This window comes from Desulfosarcina sp., from assembly GCF_041551955.1.
Taxonomy (GTDB): domain Bacteria; phylum Desulfobacterota; class Desulfobacteria; order Desulfobacterales; family Desulfosarcinaceae; genus Desulfosarcina.
Window position 1 is genome coordinate 1 of sequence record NZ_JBFELV010000073.1, and the last position, 16,046, is coordinate 16,046.

Genomic DNA, 16,046 nt, shown 5'->3' on the forward strand with positions numbered 1-16,046 from the left:
CACCTGCATGTATACCCTGACGCCGGATGACCACTTTGTGTTGGGGCCACTGCCCGGCAACGAGAATGTGTTCGCCGTGGCGCTGGCCGGCCACGGCTTCAAGTTCGCACCGGTGTTGGGTGAAACCCTGGCTGACCTGCTCGAAGGCCTCGTCCCAGCCATCGACATGGGATTTTTCTCACCACGGCGTTTTGTCCGGCGGGAATGATGCCGGCCGTGCATCCATGGCGGATGTCAAGACCCGTGTTGAAGTCAGGGTCAAAAACGGACGGTTACTTCTTTAAAATGATTGGTTTCGGCTGGTAATCTCCTGATCTCACCTGATCCCAGAAGGTCTGCTCCTCCTCCATCCACTGGGAACCGAATCGCTTGTTGAACAGGCCGCCCAGCCGCTGAAACATTTTTTGTAGATTTGAACGGTGACCGAGGGTAATCACATCTTCCAGGAATGCGGGAATGTCGGTCATTCGCTCCTTGGGAATGTAGGCCCTCGCACCCAGGGTGATGGAGCGCTTCAAATCGTCGGCGGACAAGGCATGCGCCGTGAGCATCACCGTCGGAAATCCCAAGTGCACCGCCGCATTGAGCAGATCGTAGCCCCTGACCCCCATGATGTCGAGAATGACTGCATCATAGGTCCAGGAGCGCAGCAGATGGTAGCCGCTTTCATAGTCCGATGCCTGGTCAAGAACCAGTCCGGGATAACCGTCGAGCAGGTCTTCCAGGGTTTCCAGAACATCGGCCTCATCATCTACGGCCAGTATGCGCTTACCGTTAAGGATGCTTTCCGACATGGTAATCCTCCAGTGGTTGTCGCGGCGGGGGCTGCCGCTGCGACAGTATCCCATCAGTTCAGGTATACGGTTTTCTCCTGGATCGCTTTTCGAGGCACCGGCCCCTGGGGAGCGACGGGTTTGCCGATACACACTAGCGCCACCGGCGTTTTTTCATCTGAGATGTCGAGGATGCGTCGCATGTGGCTTTTTTCGAACAGGGTAAAGAACAGGCTGCCCAGATCCAGGGCGTGGGCAGCCAACATCATATTCTGAATGGCGGCGGCGCAGGCCAACTGATAACCGACAGGACCGTCTTTCTGGAACATGTCCATGCCGCTTTTTTTGGGGTCGCCGACCACGGCCACCAGTACGGGGGCCTGCAGGAGAAAATCTGTTTTATATTTGCCCAGCCATGCCCAGCCACTTTGTTCAATGGCCCACGCCCGGCAGCGTTCCGCTTCCGCAAAAATTTCCTGCTTTTTCGCCTGGGCGGTGATCACGATGAATTGCCACGGCTGGGCGTTCAGCGGCGACGGCGCGCGCACCCCGGCAGCCAGGATTTTTTCAATGGTTGGTCTATCTATGGCATCGGGCAAAAAATTGCGGCAGCTGGTGCGCGTCTCGATGGCGGAAAAAAGATTCATTCTACGCTCCTTTCGCAACTGTTGCGGGTTTACTTTTGGTTATCCGTCGAATCTCGTCATCGCGCACTTCGCGGCGAAGCAGCTTGCCGACTTTGGATTTGGGCAGCATATCCCGAAACTCGATATAGGAGGGCACCTTGTAAGGGGCCAGCCGGTCCCGGCACCAGCGGATCAATTCGGTGCCGCCCACACCGCGGGCATCTTCCTTGAGCACCACGATCGCCTTGATCCGTTCTCCCACCTTGGGGTCCGGAACCCCCACCACGCAGGCACCGATCACCGTGGGATGGTCCTGGAGGGCCGCCTCCACCTCGGAGGCCGACACGCGAAAGGCCTTGTGTTTGATGATATCGGCCGACCGCTCCATGTAGATCAGCTCACCGGTGGGCAGGGCGCTGACGAAATCGCCCATGCGGCACCAGCGCTTTCCATCGATTTCAACATAGGTTTTTTGGGTTTCCTCGGGTTTGTTGTAATAGGACTTGAGCGTATAGGGTGAGGTGACCAGCAGTTCACCACTTTTGCCGGCTTCCACCGGTTCCAGTGTGACGGGATCGACGATCAGACAATTCCGGCTTTTCAAAGGAAATCCGATGGCCCGTGGACTGGGTTCCACACCGATCCGGCTGTAAGCCACATGGCCGACTTCGGTGGAACCGTAGACTTGGTAGATGGGCGTATTGCAGCGCTTCTGCCAGCGCTCTTTGACCTCTTCAGGGAGGACGTCGCCGCCGCAATAGCAATAGGTCAGCGAACTGAGGTCATAGCGGTCCTGGCGATCGTTTTCCAGAATCATGCGATATAAGGCCGGCACCCCCAGCAGCCACCGGACCTTGAACCGTTGAATGGATTCCATTATGGCATCCACCTGGGGAAAGGGCATGAGCAGGGTCGTATTGCCCCGGTTGAGCCCGACGGCCATGAACAGGCCCAGGGCCATGATATGAAAGAGCGGGTTGATGGCGATGTAAGCATCTTCCCCCTCCTTGAGGTACTTGCCGGCGACATCCTCGGTGACGTCATTGACGTAAGAGGTCATACCCATATGGTTGCCGGGCACACCTTTGGGAAATCCGGTGGTTCCCCCCGTATAGAGAATGTAGGCGAGATCTTCCGCCGGATCTATCGTTGCGACTTCTGTTCTGGGGGCGTGTTTGAGCAGCCGGGTAAAACGATGCACCTGCGGGTCGTTATCCACTTTTCCCGTGGGGATCTTGTCGAAGAGGTGGCCCAGAACGCGTTTCCAGGTCGGAAGCAAATCCGTCAGGTTGGTGACGACGACCCGTTTGAGGTTGGTTCCCGCCAAGGCCTCCTTGACATAGCAGAAATTGGTGTCCATGCAGACCACGGTTTCTGCGCCCGCATCCTTGATCATATAAATGATTTCGTGGGACGTATAGATGGGGGCTACCGGAACGACCACCGCGCCGAGCTTTTGAATGCCCAGAAAGGCGATGACCCATTGGACGCAATTGGGGATATACAGCATCACCCGGTGGCCCTTGGCCACACCCAGGGACGACAGGGCGCCGGCGAAGCGTTCACTCAGATCCCTCAGCCTGCGGTAGGAGACGTGCTCGCCCAGATAAACCAGTGCGGACCGGTTTGGGTATTTTTCACTCATCCGGTCGAATCGGCTGAAGGTCAGTTCCTGTTCCAACGTATCGGTGTCGGTGTACATGCGCTCTCTCTTCGTAAAATCCAGATCGTCAGGTAACGCCTGCTGCGCAACCTGACCTGCGGTATTGCCGATGCAGGTCAGATAGGGAATGACAGCGAATTTCCTTTCATTGCCCCCAACCAACCCAACCAACCCAACCAACCCAACCAACCCAACCAATGAAACCAATGAAACCAATGAAACCAATGAAACTAATGAAACTAATGAAACTAATCGAACCAATGAAACCAACCAACGATCTCAACGGTTAAACACCGAAATAGGCCGAGCGCACGTCCGGGTTGTCCATCAACTCCTCACGCGTGCCTTCCAGTACGGCGGAACCGTTTTCCAGAATAAAGGCGTAGTCAACGATGGGAAAAACCGGGCGGGCGTATTGTTCGGTAACGATAATGGAGATCTTTCTTTTGTCCCGGATCTCCCGGGTGGTGCGCATGAGCATGGCCTGCATCAACGGACTGAGACCCAGCAGGGGCTCGTCCAGGAGCAGGATCTTCGGTTGGGCCATCAGCGCGCGACCGATGGCCAGCATCTGCTGTTCGCCACCGCTCAAGAACCCGCCGATACGATTCTTCAGCCGGTAAAGGGCCGGGAATACGTCGAACACATACGCCAGGGTCTCCTTGGCTTGGGATGGCGTGGCCAGATAACCGCCGATTTTCAGGTTCTCCAGCACCGTGCTTTCCTTGAATATGCGTCGGCGTTCCGGGCACAGCACGATGCCCATCTTTGCCCGCCGGCTGGGTGAAACGGTTATCACTTCCTTTTCCTGGTACCTCACACTTCCGGCCACGGTGATGCGCTCGCCGCCGGCCATGGCTTCTTTCTTCTGCATATCCAATACGATGCCGGACAGGGCGTGCATCAGCGTTGACTTGCCGGCGCTGTTGGCACCGAATACCCCGACGATCTGATTGTGATCACAACGAATGTGGACATTGTTCAAGGCCAGATTGTTCTCATAAAAGACCATCAGATCGCTTGCCTCAAGCATGGTTCATCACCTCCTCGACCACTTCGGATCCGAAGTAGGCTTCCCGAACCCGTGGATCGGCCATGACCTCTTGGGCGCTGCCTTCCACCAACTTCTCGCCGAAGTTGAGCACCATGACCCGGTTGGCCACCTGAAACAACTCGCGCAGCCGGTGTTCGATCATGATCAGGGTGATTCCGTCCATCTGCAGCCGTTCGATCAGCGGCACCATACTGGCGATTTCGCTCATGCTGAGCCCCGAAAACACTTCGTCGCAGATGATCAACTCCGGTTTGAGGGCCAGGCACCGGGCCAGTTCCAGGCGTTTCAGGTAACCGGTGGGCAGGGTGTTCGTGGTCTTGTAGGGGACGTAGGAGTCTCGCTCAAAACCGATCTCCTCCAGGATGTCGATGCTCACCGTGTTGCGGTCACCCAGCTTGCCGCCGCCGCGCCAGCCGCCGGTGCGCCGCGCCCGGGGTGAGCAGAGCGGAATCACCAGGTTCTTATAGGCGGGCAGGCTGAAGTAGGGACGCATAATCTGAAAGGTTCGCAGGACGCCCATGTCGGCGATTTTGTGGGGTGGTTTGCCGGTGATGGTTTTGCCGCGAAATAACACGCGGCCGGAGGAGGCCTTAACAAATCCGGTGATGCAGTTGACCACGGTTGTCTTGCCGGAGCCATTGGGGCCGATGATTCCGAGAATTTCTCCTTTCTTTACATCAAAGCTGACATTGTTCAGGGCGATGATGCCGCCGAAGGTCTTGGTGATGTTGTCGACCTGCAGAAGGGGGGTGTCCGTCATATGTCCGTCCATCTTTCAAATTGGTGATATTTGCGTTGGCCGTAAATCATCAATCCGTCGCTGCGAAATACGATGAAGCCCAGCAGGATCAGCGAATAAAACACGATTCGAAGGGTGCCGAAGTCCCGCAGCAGTTCGGATATGGGCACCAGGATCAGGCATCCCAGCACCGGCCCGACCAGTGTTCCGCCCCCGCCGATGACGGTGGCGGCGATGGGCAGGATCGAGAAATCCAAGGCAAAGGTGGAGATCCCTGCCCACATGTAGGTATGCACCAGGCAGGCCCCGGCCAGACAACCCACCGAGGATGCGATAAAAACGGCCAGTGCCTTGTAGTGGGTGATGTTCATCCCCGATGCCCTGACCGCCTGGTCGTTGTCCTTGACCGCCCGCATGACCAATCCCAGATCGGTGTTGACCAGCCGGCGCAACCCGAAGAGAATCAACAGCAGGATCACGATGATCCCGTATTGCTCCAGCCACACATAGGGAAGGCCGTCGATGCCCATGATGCCGTCGGTGCCGCCCAGGATGTTCAACGCTTCGATCACCCGGGCGAGGAAAAGGGGATACATGAGGGTGATGATGGCGAAGTAGACGCCCCTCAAGGGCAGGCAGGGCAACAGCAGGATGGTGCATATCACGCCGCCGAGAATCCCGGCGGCCGGGATGGTGATCAGGGGGCTGATCCCAAATTCGGTGTTCAACAGCGCGGTGAGGTAGCCGCCGACACCCACGAAAAACGCCCCCCCAAGGGAGACCAGCCCCACATAGTGGGCCAAAAAATCAAAGCTCAGGGCCAGCAGGGCGTAAATACAGACGATGGAAAGCACCCGCAGCCAATACATGCCGGGAACCACCAGGGGCAGCAGCAGAAGACCACCGATCAGCAACAGCCGGGGGGCAATCAGGTAGGCCAGCTCCCGCCAAGACATCAAGGCAAACAGCCCGTCTGTGCGAACCTTGATTCCCCGGTCGATTCTCTCTTGGCGACGCTGTTGGGTTCCAATTTTCAAACGCGTTCCTCCAGTTCTTTCTGCTGGCCGAAAAGACCCGACGGTTTCAGTATGAGGGTTAAAATTATGGCCAGCAGCGCCACCATCATCTGGTAATGGGCCCCCAGGTAGACCACGGTCAGGATTTGGGCAAATCCGATCAGAAAGGCCGCCAGCACGGCTCCCATCCAACTGCCGAGGCCGCCGACGATGCACACGGCGATGGCCAGGATCAGCACATTGTAACCGGACTCCACCACGATGTTGCCCAGAGGCAGCAGCAGTATGGCGGCAAAGGCCGCTAGCATGGAGCCCATCCCCATGGCCACCACCGCCATCATATCCGAGTCGATGCCCAGCATGAGGGCTGCCCGTTCGTCCTGGGCCATCCCCCGGAGCGCCAGGCCCACCCGGGTGTAATGGGTGAACAACCAGAGACCGGCCACCAGGGCGGCGCCGACGACCACCACCAGGATTCGCTGATAATCCACCGAAATACCGCCGATGGTGATGCTACCTTCGATGAAAACCGGCAGGGTGTAGGTCATGCCTCTGAAGCCACCCCAGCGCAGACCTTCGAGAATGGCCAGGGCGATGGCATAGGAGGCGATGATCTCCGAGATCTCCATGCCCCTGACCCGAATCAGAAAAAGACGGTAAATGATCGCACCGATCATACCGGTAACGATAAGGGTGGCCACGACGGCGACCAGGAGATTGGTTTTGAGGGTGTTGATCATGGTCCAGGCAATAAAGCCGCTGAGGACGTACAGGGCGCCATGGGCAAAATTGGGCAGACGGCAGATACCGTAAACCAGGGCAAATCCCAGGGCATACAGGGCCAGGGCCACACTGTTGATCGTACCGTAGATCAGGATATCCATCGGCCTTACTTCCCCATCCAGGGTGGCAATTGAATCTCGCCCATGGCGATGCTTTTGGGATAGACCACTACCCGTTGACCCTTCTGCCATTGCAAAATGCTGCCCACGGCACCTTCTTTGGGATCCGTCGACGGGATGACCTGATGACTTTTGGGGTCAAAGCGCAGTCTGCCGTAAACACCCATCATGTCGGTCTTTTCCAGTTCGGTCACCACCTTGTCGGGTTCCAGGCTGCCCGCCCGCTCAATGGCATCCTTCAGGACATAAACCGCCATGTAGCTGCTCGATGTTCCCAGGCCTTCGGGCTCGACCCCCCAGCGTGTGGTGTATGCATCGTAGAATTTCATCGTCCACGGGGTGGCGTTGGAAGGGGCGTTGCCGGCATTGACCACATTGCAGAGCGTATATTCGCCTTTACCGTCTGTGGCGTCCCAGAAACCGGGCTGTTCGGCGGCGGCAAGGGTGGACCCGAATGGCAGGGCCGGAATTTGCATGTCGTACCACTGTTTCAGGAGGATGGCGCTTTCGGGCATATCCATCCATATATTGATGATTTCGGTGTTGGTTTTTTTGGCCTTGAGCAGGCCTATTGAAAAGTCGGTGGCGCCCGTGGGATAAACCTCCAGGCCGGTCACATTCCAGCCTTTGTCGGTGGCCACTTTTTTGATGATTTCCGCCGCGCCGCGGGCATGGGAGACATCCTGGGCGATGATAAACAGATTGTTGAATCCGTATTTGGCCTTCAAATCAGCAAAATTGGCGAAAATTTCACCCACCAGATTCTTGGCTTCGCCGTGAATCCGGAAACAGTATTTGAATTTGTCGTAATTCTCGGCCACCATGGCGTGGTATTTGGGTGTCAGCACCCCGGTCGTGAGAATGGATACCTTCTTGTATTTGCTCAGCAGAGGCATGGCCGCCAAGGCCGCCTCGGACCGCACCGGACCGCCGATGAGGAAATCGGCTTTTTTGTCCAGGATGAGTTTTTCCACGGCCAGCAGCGCTTCACTGACCGGCACGCCCGGCTCCAGATCGCGGGTGTCGATGACTTCGATTTTAAACGGCCGTTTCTTGCCGCCGACATCTACACCCCCTTGGGCATTGATCTCCTCGATGGCCAGGGTCACCCCTCTTTCGGCATCCCAGCCATAGAGAAAGGCTGTCGCGAGCGGGCAGCCGATAACGATCGGCTTTTCCGCCAGTGCGCTGCCGCTGGAAAGCGCCATCAACACAGCGATCAGCAGAACTACCATCAGTCTACCATGGGCTGTTTTCATCCGTTTGTCCCTCCTTTGGTTGTTGCAACTGGGTTTGTATGCTCATACCGGTTCATCCGTTTTTTGCAGGCCGTGTTCCCGAATTTTCTTTTTCACTTGCGAAAGGGAGATTTGTAAAAGACGTGACGCTTTTTCAAGATTCCAGTCGGTTTTGGTCAAGACCTCTTCAAGGAGCTCTTGTTCCTTGTGCCGCAGGGTTTTGAATTGCATTCCGCTGATCCAGTCCATGAAAGCGTTGAATGGTGATTACAAGAAAAAAAATGAAGGCGGTTTAGACAGTGAATATGCCACAGCAAGTCACATGCCAGGCTGGCAATAAGCTGCGCTTTTGAATAACATCATGATGATAAACGGTTTTTATCCATTTTACAGATCGGTTTCGAATGGTGAGACGGCCTGCGACATGAAAGAACCTTTCAGGGGTAGAAAGAAACTTTCAGGGGCTTCACGCTTTATCGTCCGGAGGGAGCGATATCATATTTTCTTATTTTTTTCCGCAGGGTCGGCAGGGAGATGCCCAGAACCCGGGCGGTCTCGGACCGGTTCCAGTCGAGCCGGTCCAGGGTCGTCCGAATATGTTCTTTCTCCATATGCGGCAGGGAGTAGGTCGTCAGTCGGGTGGTGGTAATCGGGTAATTGGATGCGAGGATGTTTTCAATTTCATCCACCAGGATCACCTTGCCCCTGGCCCTTACCACGGCTTCAACCAGTACGTTCTCCAGTTCACGGACATTGCCGGGCCAGGTATGCGCGGTCAGCCGGTCAAGTACCCCCTTTTCAAGGCTGAAGATGTCCGTGCCCAACTCCCAGTTGATTTTCCGCAGAAAATGACCCACCAGATCCGGGATGTCGGTCAATCGATCTACCAGCAGCGGCACCTGGATCATGACCACCTTGAGCCGGAAGAAGAGATCCTGCCGGAACGTGCCGCTGTTGACCATGTCGGCCAGATTCCGGTTTGTCGCCGCAATGATCCGGCACCTCGAGGTGAGCGGGTGCTTGCCACCCACACGATCGTATTCATTGCGCTGCAAAAAACCAAGAAATTTACGCTGCATAATCAATGGCAGTTCACCGATTTCATCCAGAAACAGCGTGCCGTTGCCGGCCAGTTCGATTTTGCCCTCTTTGGATTGGGTGGCACCAGTAAACGCGCCTTTTTCATGTCCGAACAATTCGCTCTCCAGAAGCGTTTCCACAACGGCGGAGCAATCGAAGGTGATGAAGGGTTCCATGGCAAACAAGCTGTTGCGGTGAATGACCCGGGCGATCAGCTCCTTGCCCGTTCCCGTTTCGCCCTGGATGAGAACAGGCGCCCGATTCTGGGACAGCAACCCGATGGTTTTGAATATGTGGCCCATCCGGTCGCTCCTGCCGATGATGACTTCCGGGTTGGGCGGCCGAGTCATCTCAGCCGCCTGGGGTGTCTCGCGGTCAATTTTCAGGGTGTACAAGGCACGCTCCACGGCCCGTTCAACCTTATCCACATCCAAGGGTTTGTGAATGTAGTCGTAGGCCCCCAGCTTCATGGCCTGAATGGTGGTCTCCATGTCCTGAAAGGCGGTGATCATGATGACCTTGGACGGTTTTTCAAGTGCCTGGATCTGCTCCAGCAGAGAAATGCCATGGGTATCCGGGAGCCGTATGTCTAAAATCACCACATCCGGCGCGTGGTGCTTGTAGAGTGACATGCCGGTTTTCCCGCAGTCGGCCGTGAAGACCCGGTAACCCTTTTCCGCGAAAAACATTTCCAGGCTTTCCAGGATTGCATGCTTGTCGTCGATGATCAGGATCTTATCCATGATTCTCCTTAGGCCGAATTTTCAGCTGGCAGGATAATTTTAAAAAAGGCACCGGGGACTGGGCGATTGTCGACATCGATCCTCCCCCCGTGGGCTTCGATGATCCGATGGGCGTTGCTCAGCCCCAATCCGGTACCGCTGCTTTTGGTGGTGAAAAAGGGTTTGAAGATTTCCGATGCATGCTGGCTGGAGATGCCGTGGCCTTCGTCAGCGAGTGTGATTTCAACCTTACCCCCGTTTCCGGTCCCGAAAGCGGTCTGGATCTCGACCTTGGAGCCATAGGATGAGGCCTCCAGGGCATTCAACAGAATATTGATCAACGCCTGCACCAGCTTCTCTTCGTCGGCCTCAATGGCCGGAAGGTTCGAATCGAGATCGGTACGGATGGTTATGCCCGCTTCGGCGAACTTCATGTCCAGCAGTTCGAGTGCGGCCAATACGATCGCGTTGATTTCAACACGGCCCGTTTTGATATGGAGGGGTTTGGCAAAGTCGAGCACCTCTTCCAGGATACCTTCCAGCCGGTTCACTTCCTTGGCCGATATTTCGATGCGGCGCTGGTCGTTGCCTATGATTTGGGGGTTCTTTTTTAGAATCTGCAGGTTCATCTTGATAGCCGAGAGCGGATTCCTGATCTCGTGGGACAAGGAAGTGGTGATTTGGCCGATGGTGGCCATCCGTTCGCTTTCACGCATCTTTCTCTCCAGGCGAACCCTGTTGGTGATGTCGCGGCAGATGCCGATCCTGGAGATGTGGTTGTCGTATTGGGCCATCTTTGACTGAATTTCAGTCGGATAGGCCTCCTTCTTTTTGGTCAGACGGAGGTACTCAAACGTTCGCTGACTGGTCCGCTCCTCAAGTCCATGCTTGTAGATGCCGACGATTTTCTTACTGTCCCCGGGGGCCACAAAATCGGAAAAATGGCGGCCCAGAACCTCTTGCAGACCATAGCCGTGCATGTTGCAAAAGGCCTGGTTGGCAAAGACGATCACCTTGTTCTGTACTACGAAATAGCCATCGTTTATCTCCTCCACCAGCGTCTTGTAGTTCAATTCAGATTCTACCAGTGCGGCTGTACGTGCCTGAATTTCCTTTTCCAGCAAGCGATTGTGCTCAAGTATCTTCTTCTGGTGCATGGCCTGGAAATAATCGCTGAAACGGTGGATGGTATAGTTGAGGCAATCATTCATCCTGCTGACGGCATCGGAAAATTCCGCCAGCGTGGCCTCCTTGACCATCAGGTCGATGGCCAGCCTCCTGAACAGCTCGAACGCCTTCTGGACATCGGAGAGCAAAAATCCGGCTTCCAGGCGCATTTTCGTGATTTCGTAGATGAAGGCGTTGATCTTCTGATAATTATTGTGAAGGATGACATCCACTTCCGCGTCATAGGCCTTGGATACGGTTCCCATCAACTCCTTGCGCGACCTGGCGGCGTATTGTGCACCCATTTCGGTTTTCAGCACGTCAACCCATCTGGTGACGATTTCATGGCGCCTGGATGTAAAAAAAGATGGAAGGCAAAATCCCACAGAGACCTCCTTGCAAAGAAGTGCGTGCTGCACAGCACTTCAACTCGGCTACTCTTGGTAAACCGAAAATGCCACCAAGTCCATTAAAATCCAGAAAGCCAACCACTTCATAGATAGATTGACCTCGATGATAATCCTGTGAGAAACTAGGCTCAGGTTGTCGAAAAAACTAAAGCGACTGGCAGTTCAGCGTTGAATGTCCGCCCAACCGCTCATCGATCATTCCAATAGGATGTGTTGTCCCCCCTATTCTGTATGCTGTGTCAGTCACTGTCAGGGCTATCTGCGGCCAGGGATCGGGCGAATGAGAGGAGGTGGATGATCGATGAAAATCCAAATCGATAAACCGTTGTTGAAATCCCTGGCCATGATGGCCTCCGTGATCGAGGCTCGGGATGCTTATACCGGCGGCCATCTATGGCGGGTTTCCCAGTATTCCCAGCAATTGGCCGAAGCGGCAAGTCTGACGACGGAAATGGTTTTTTTGTCCAGGCTGGGCGGCTTCCTGCACGACATCGGCAAGATCAGCATTCCAGATGTCATTCTGGGCAAGCGCGGCCAACTCACCGAGCCGGAATATGAAGTGGTCAAAACCCATCCGGGAATCGGGGCCATCCTGATCCAGGCCCATCCGCTGGGCAGCCTGGCTCTCCCGGCCGTCCATCAACACCACGAGTGGGTCAACGGCAAGGGCTACCCGATGGCTCTTCAGGGCGATCAGATCTCCATCTTTGCCCGGATTGTCAGCATTGCGGACGCTTTCGATGCACTCACGAGCACGCGTCCCTACCGCCGGGGGGTGGACGCGATACCGGCGCTGGAGGCCTTGAACGCCGAACATGGCAGTCAGTTTGATGCCGGCCTGCTGGACGCCTTCATTCAACGGACTCGCCTGCCCGCCATACAAGAGATTGTCGGGACCAGTGAGCGGGGAGTGCAAATGGTGCGCTGCCCGACCTGCGGTCCGGTGATCACCGTTTCCAGCAGTGCCAAGGACGGCGACCTCGGCTATTGCCGCGTGTGCGGCAACCAGCATCGCCTCCACCGTGACGGTGATACCTTTGTGGCGGAGCCGACCGGTGTGAAGGGCAGCGCCGAAGATCTCAAGCCGCGCCACGAGAAAGGCGCCATCGATGCCTTTATATCCATGGCGCCGAAGTGGGTCGATATCTAATCATGCCGTCACAAGCTCTCCGTGGTGACCCGCTTCACCCGTCTGTCACGAGTCAGGAAAATCGTGGGGCTGCCGATCGTATGTCTTGGAAAGGTAGCCACTGTTCTCACCACTCCCCGAACCTCGGGGTGTCGCTGGACGGTCTGTTTTCATTTCATCTCGCCTCGCCGGGCAGCGTCTCCGGCCTCCATACCATCCCCTTTTTGCGGCAAGTGCTTGTCCGGATTAGAGAATTCATGGTTCTTCTCATCGGATCGATGCGGGTAGTCAAACACGGCTGAAGCTTCTGTAGGTAAAACCATTACGCGTGAATCCGAAAATTTCCATATTTACTATAAAATAGGGAAGGTATAAAGCCTGGATCCTCCCTCCCGCGGTTGTGCCTGGAAGTAAAACCGGCGACTGCGGGCAGGAGCACAGCAGGTGCGATCCTCTGCCGGGGGATGGTATTTGTTAAAAACCCCCCGCCTGGTCGGATCGCCGACACCCATTTCCATTTTAAATAAGGAGCAAGAGGCATGAACAGACAGTGGATGATTGCATTGGTGGCCCTGGTTGCTGCAGCGATGGTGGTTGTCCCTGCAAGCGCTGCAGATTACAGCGTCAAGATTGGTGGCGGCCCCACCGGGGGTACGTTCAACACCTTCGCCAACGCCATGGCGGTGCACGTGCCCAAGGTGAATGCCAATATCAAGGCCTCGGCCGTGGGTTCAGGCGGCTCGGTGGAAAACGTCAAGCGGGTCCACAAAGGTGAGTCCGAATTCGGGCTGTGCTATGCGGTGGATCTGGATCTGGCCGCCAAGGGTCAACTGCCCCAGGACAGCGCTACCTACCAGAACGTCCGCACCCTGGGTTACCTTTACGGTGCGCCGGCCCAGCTGGTGGTGCGGGGCGATGCCGGCATCAAGAGTGCCATGGACCTGAAGGGCAAGCGGGTGGCTCTGGGCAACGCCGGATCGGGTGCGGCCGCCAGCGCCGAGCGGTTCTTCCGCCATATCGGCCTGTGGGACACGATCAAGCCCGAATTCTTAGGATACAGCCAGGCCGCCAGCGCTTTCCAGGACGGCAAGATCGATGCCTTCTGGGTGTTGGTGGGCTATCCCAACCGCTCGATCATCGAAGCCGCCGTCCAGGTGAAGATCGCCCTGGTCGATGTGGGGCTGGATGCTGAACAATCAAAATTTTACGATGCGTTTGCCTACGGACCCAAGGTGATTCCCGCCGGCGTTTACGGCAAGGACATGCCCGTATGCAACACCTTTCAGGACGCCACTATACTGGTTGCCAACAAGGACCTTCCCGAAGAGCTGGTCTACGCGGTCATGAAGACCCTGTGGTCCGCCGACGGCATGGCCGCCGTGACCTCGGCCAGCAAGGCCTTCGACGAGATGAATCTGGAGAACGGCTTCGAAGGAACTTCGGTGCCCCTGCATCCCGGCGCGGTGAAATTCTGGCAGGAACAGGGTAAATCGATACCGGAGAAGCTGATGCCGTAAGGTGGCGCACGGCAGTCATGATGAACCCCCGGGGAAAGTGCGATGAGGCGCTTTTCCCGGTTAACCTTTTTGCGCACTTTTGCGAAACCATGAACCCCAATGAGGCAGGCCCGCCATGAGCGAACCCGAGATTCCCGCAACTGCGGCTGACCAGGAAAAGCTTAAAAAAATAATCGAAAAAGACGAAAGGAGCGGACGACCCCTCAAGGGGTTCTGGTATATGCTGACCGCCACCTTAGGGATATTCATGGTGGCCTTTTACATGTACTGCGCCGCCGTGCCGGTGTCCACGCAATATTTCCTGGGGCTTTATGTTACCATCACCTATGTGATGATTCTGTTGGTCTACCCGTTCACCCGGATCGACCCGAGTTTCTATCCGGTCAAGTTTGCCATCGACTGTCTGCTGCCCTTCGGCAGCATCCTTGTTGCGGTATACTTCGGCCTTCACTTCCTGATGGGATCCAACGGCCCACGGCAGGCGTTTATCGGCCTCAACCCCATCTACCTGCTGGCGGGCCTGATGGTGTCCGGTGGGCTGCTGGCATATGCGGTTTACCGGCGGCAAATCGGGTACCGGGTGCCGCGTATCACGGACATCCTGCTGATCCTCATCGCCATCGTGGCCACCGGCTACTGGATCATGGAGTACGCCGCCATCAACTACCGCATGGGATCCGAACTGCCCTTGGATACGGCCATGTGCACCCTGGGCATTTTGATCAGCCTCGAGGTGGCCCGACGGGCCCTGGGGTGGTCGATGACCCTGGTGGGGGTGGGGTTTCTGGTCTACGCATTCTGGGGAGACCTGCTCCACGGCATTCCCGTGCTCGATTCTTTCGCCCACACCGGCTTTGCCGTCGACCGCAGCCTGCACCACATTTACCTGAGCCAAGAGGGCGTGTTCGGCATCATGCCGTCCGTGCTGGTCACCTACGTGATCCTGTTCATTTTTTTCGGTGCCTTTCTGAAATACTCCGGTGCCAGCCGCTTTTTCCTGGATCTGCCCATGGCCCTGGCCGGCAAGGCCGTGGGTGGGCCGGCCAAGGTCGCGGTCATGGCCTCAGGTTTTTTCGGGTCGGTTTCCGGCTCGGCCATCGCCAACACGGTCTCCACCGGCGCCTTCACCATCCCCTTGATGAAAAAGAACGGCTTCAGACCCCATGTGGCCGGCGCCATCGAACCGGCCGCATCCATCGGGGGCATGTTCATGCCGCCCATCATGGGGGCCGGCGGCTTCATCATGGCCGAAATGACCGAGATCCCCTACAAGGACATCATGCTGATGGCCATTTTTCCGGCGGTAATCTACTTCCTGTCGGTGTTCGTCATGGTGCACTTCGAGGCCAAACGCTACGGCCTGAAAGGCCAGCGGGAGGCCGACGCCCCCACGGCCTGGCAGATTCTGCAGCAGCAGTGGTTCATGTCCTTTCCGCTGGTCATCATCGTGGTGCTGATGCTCTGGGGCTTTTCCCCGGGGTACTCGGGGTTCTGGGCCGTGCTCTCGTGCATTGCGGTCAGCTGGCTGACCCGGGAGAACCGCATGGGACCGCGGGAAATCCTCAAGGCCATGACCGAGGGAGCCAACAGCACCCTGATCATCGGGGCCACAGTGGGCGTGATCGGAATTATCGTGGGCACCATCCAGCTTACCGGCATCGGGCTCAAGTTCTCCCAGATTATCATCGAGCTGTCCGCCGGGAACCTGATCTTCGCCATCCTGCTCATCGGGCTGGCCTCCCTGGTGCTGGGCATGGGGGTGCCGGTAACCGCCGCCTATCTGATCACGGCGGTGCTGGCGGTGGGGGCCATGACGGACATGCTTTCGCGCACCCTGTGGGGGGTCGGCTTCCAGGAGCTGCAGCTGCCCCTGGACAGCCTCATGCCCGACGACCCCCAACGCTTGGAGATCATGGGCAAGGTCTCCTGGGCCCTGATCGCCTCGCACATGATCGTCTACTGGTTCAGCCAGGACTCCAACATCACGCCGCCGGTCTGCGTGGCGGCCTA

General features: G+C 56.7%; 15 protein-coding genes and 1 pseudogene. 4 read left to right on the forward strand and 12 right to left on the reverse strand.

The genetic code is table 11. From position 1 onward, the window contains the following. A pseudogene (locus tag ABYV26_RS07965) lies at positions 1–208 on the forward strand (N-methyltryptophan oxidase); the annotation flags it as partial. 64 nt (positions 209–272) lie between these two features. On the opposite strand, the gene ABYV26_RS07970 reads toward ABYV26_RS07965, so the two are convergent. The 11 genes from ABYV26_RS07970 to ABYV26_RS08020 form a co-directional block, all read right to left on the reverse strand. Further along, positions 273–794 (reverse strand): response regulator, encoded by a 522-nt coding sequence (locus ABYV26_RS07970; protein WP_372679842.1) that lies wholly within the window; start codon positions 792–794, stop codon positions 273–275. 53 nt (positions 795–847) lie between these two features. Continuing rightward, entirely contained in the window at positions 848–1,420 is a 573-nt protein-coding gene (locus ABYV26_RS07975) for a nitroreductase family protein (protein WP_372679844.1), read from the reverse strand. Between the two features lies 1 nt (position 1,421). Continuing rightward, positions 1,422–3,101 carry a class I adenylate-forming enzyme family protein gene (locus tag ABYV26_RS07980; RefSeq protein WP_372679845.1) on the reverse strand — a complete coding sequence of 560 codons (1,680 nt, stop codon included), beginning with the start codon at positions 3,099–3,101 and terminating at the stop codon, positions 1,422–1,424. Between the two features lie 247 nt (positions 3,102–3,348). Next, complete coding sequence (locus ABYV26_RS07985) at positions 3,349–4,095, reverse strand: ABC transporter ATP-binding protein (protein WP_372679847.1); 747 nt, start codon at positions 4,093–4,095, stop codon at positions 3,349–3,351. Further along, positions 4,088–4,876 (reverse strand): ABC transporter ATP-binding protein, encoded by a 789-nt coding sequence (locus ABYV26_RS07990; protein ID WP_372679849.1) that lies wholly within the window; start codon positions 4,874–4,876, stop codon positions 4,088–4,090. The genes ABYV26_RS07985 and ABYV26_RS07990 overlap by 8 nt, the downstream gene beginning before the upstream one ends. Then, a complete protein-coding gene (locus ABYV26_RS07995; RefSeq protein WP_372679851.1) occupies positions 4,873–5,892 on the reverse strand; it encodes a branched-chain amino acid ABC transporter permease in 1,020 nt (339 codons plus the stop codon). The genes ABYV26_RS07990 and ABYV26_RS07995 overlap by 4 nt, the downstream gene beginning before the upstream one ends. Further along, entirely contained in the window at positions 5,889–6,755 is an 867-nt protein-coding gene (locus ABYV26_RS08000; RefSeq protein ID WP_372679853.1) for a branched-chain amino acid ABC transporter permease, read from the reverse strand. Before ABYV26_RS08000 ends, ABYV26_RS07995 begins: the two co-directional genes overlap by 4 nt. 5 nt (positions 6,756–6,760) lie before the next feature. Continuing rightward, positions 6,761–8,032: an ABC transporter substrate-binding protein gene (locus ABYV26_RS08005; RefSeq protein WP_372679855.1), complete on the reverse strand. Its 1,272-nt coding sequence runs from the start codon at positions 8,030–8,032 to the stop codon at positions 6,761–6,763. 42 nt (positions 8,033–8,074) lie between these two features. Then, the gene (locus tag ABYV26_RS08010; RefSeq protein WP_372679856.1) at positions 8,075–8,242 is read right to left on the reverse strand and encodes a helix-turn-helix domain-containing protein; all 168 of its coding nucleotides are present in this window, start codon (positions 8,240–8,242) and stop codon (positions 8,075–8,077) included. 242 nt (positions 8,243–8,484) lie between these two features. Next, the gene (locus ABYV26_RS08015; RefSeq protein ID WP_372679858.1) at positions 8,485–9,834 is read right to left on the reverse strand and encodes a sigma-54-dependent transcriptional regulator; all 1,350 of its coding nucleotides are present in this window, start codon (positions 9,832–9,834) and stop codon (positions 8,485–8,487) included. A gap of 8 nt (positions 9,835–9,842) precedes the next feature. Next, complete coding sequence (locus ABYV26_RS08020) at positions 9,843–11,300, reverse strand: nitrogen regulation protein NR(II) (protein ID WP_372679860.1); 1,458 nt, start codon at positions 11,298–11,300, stop codon at positions 9,843–9,845. A gap of 391 nt (positions 11,301–11,691) precedes the next feature. Here ABYV26_RS08020 and ABYV26_RS08025 point away from each other — a divergent pair, with 391 nt between their 5' ends. Next, positions 11,692–12,540 carry an HD domain-containing phosphohydrolase gene (locus tag ABYV26_RS08025; protein WP_372679862.1) on the forward strand — a complete coding sequence of 283 codons (849 nt, stop codon included), beginning with the start codon at positions 11,692–11,694 and terminating at the stop codon, positions 12,538–12,540. 149 nt (positions 12,541–12,689) lie between these two features. On the opposite strand, the gene ABYV26_RS08030 is transcribed toward ABYV26_RS08025, so the two are convergent. Next, positions 12,690–12,815, reverse strand: coding sequence for a hypothetical protein (locus ABYV26_RS08030; RefSeq protein ID WP_372679864.1), 126 nt, complete (start codon positions 12,813–12,815; stop codon positions 12,690–12,692). Between the two features lie 243 nt (positions 12,816–13,058). Between ABYV26_RS08030 and ABYV26_RS08035 the strand changes: the two genes are divergently transcribed. Both ABYV26_RS08035 and ABYV26_RS08040 read left to right on the forward strand, forming a co-directional pair. Continuing rightward, a complete protein-coding gene (locus ABYV26_RS08035) occupies positions 13,059–14,036 on the forward strand; it encodes a TAXI family TRAP transporter solute-binding subunit (RefSeq protein WP_372679865.1) in 978 nt (325 codons plus the stop codon). Between the two features lie 115 nt (positions 14,037–14,151). Then, on the forward strand, positions 14,152–16,046 hold a 1,895-nt coding region (locus ABYV26_RS08040; RefSeq protein WP_372679867.1), incomplete at its 3' end, for a TRAP transporter permease.

Coding starts and splice junctions, on each gene's coding strand:
- ABYV26_RS07970 (WP_372679842.1), bottom strand. CDS start 794: ATGTCGGAAAGCATCCTTAACGGTAAGCGCATACTGGCCGTAGATGAT.
- ABYV26_RS07975 (WP_372679844.1), bottom strand. CDS start 1,420: ATGAATCTTTTTTCCGCCATCGAGACGCGCACCAGCTGCCGCAATTTT.
- ABYV26_RS07980 (WP_372679845.1), bottom strand. CDS start 3,101: ATGTACACCGACACCGATACGTTGGAACAGGAACTGACCTTCAGCCGA.
- ABYV26_RS07985 (WP_372679847.1), bottom strand. CDS start 4,095: ATGCTTGAGGCAAGCGATCTGATGGTCTTTTATGAGAACAATCTGGCC.
- ABYV26_RS07990 (WP_372679849.1), bottom strand. CDS start 4,876: ATGACGGACACCCCCCTTCTGCAGGTCGACAACATCACCAAGACCTTC.
- ABYV26_RS08000 (WP_372679853.1), bottom strand. CDS start 6,755: ATGGATATCCTGATCTACGGTACGATCAACAGTGTGGCCCTGGCCCTG.
- ABYV26_RS08005 (WP_372679855.1), bottom strand. CDS start 8,032: ATGAAAACAGCCCATGGTAGACTGATGGTAGTTCTGCTGATCGCTGTG.
- ABYV26_RS08010 (WP_372679856.1), bottom strand. CDS start 8,242: ATGCAATTCAAAACCCTGCGGCACAAGGAACAAGAGCTCCTTGAAGAG.
- ABYV26_RS08015 (WP_372679858.1), bottom strand. CDS start 9,834: ATGGATAAGATCCTGATCATCGACGACAAGCATGCAATCCTGGAAAGC.
- ABYV26_RS08025 (WP_372679862.1), top strand. CDS start 11,692: ATGAAAATCCAAATCGATAAACCGTTGTTGAAATCCCTGGCCATGATG.
- ABYV26_RS08035 (WP_372679865.1), top strand. CDS start 13,059: ATGAACAGACAGTGGATGATTGCATTGGTGGCCCTGGTTGCTGCAGCG.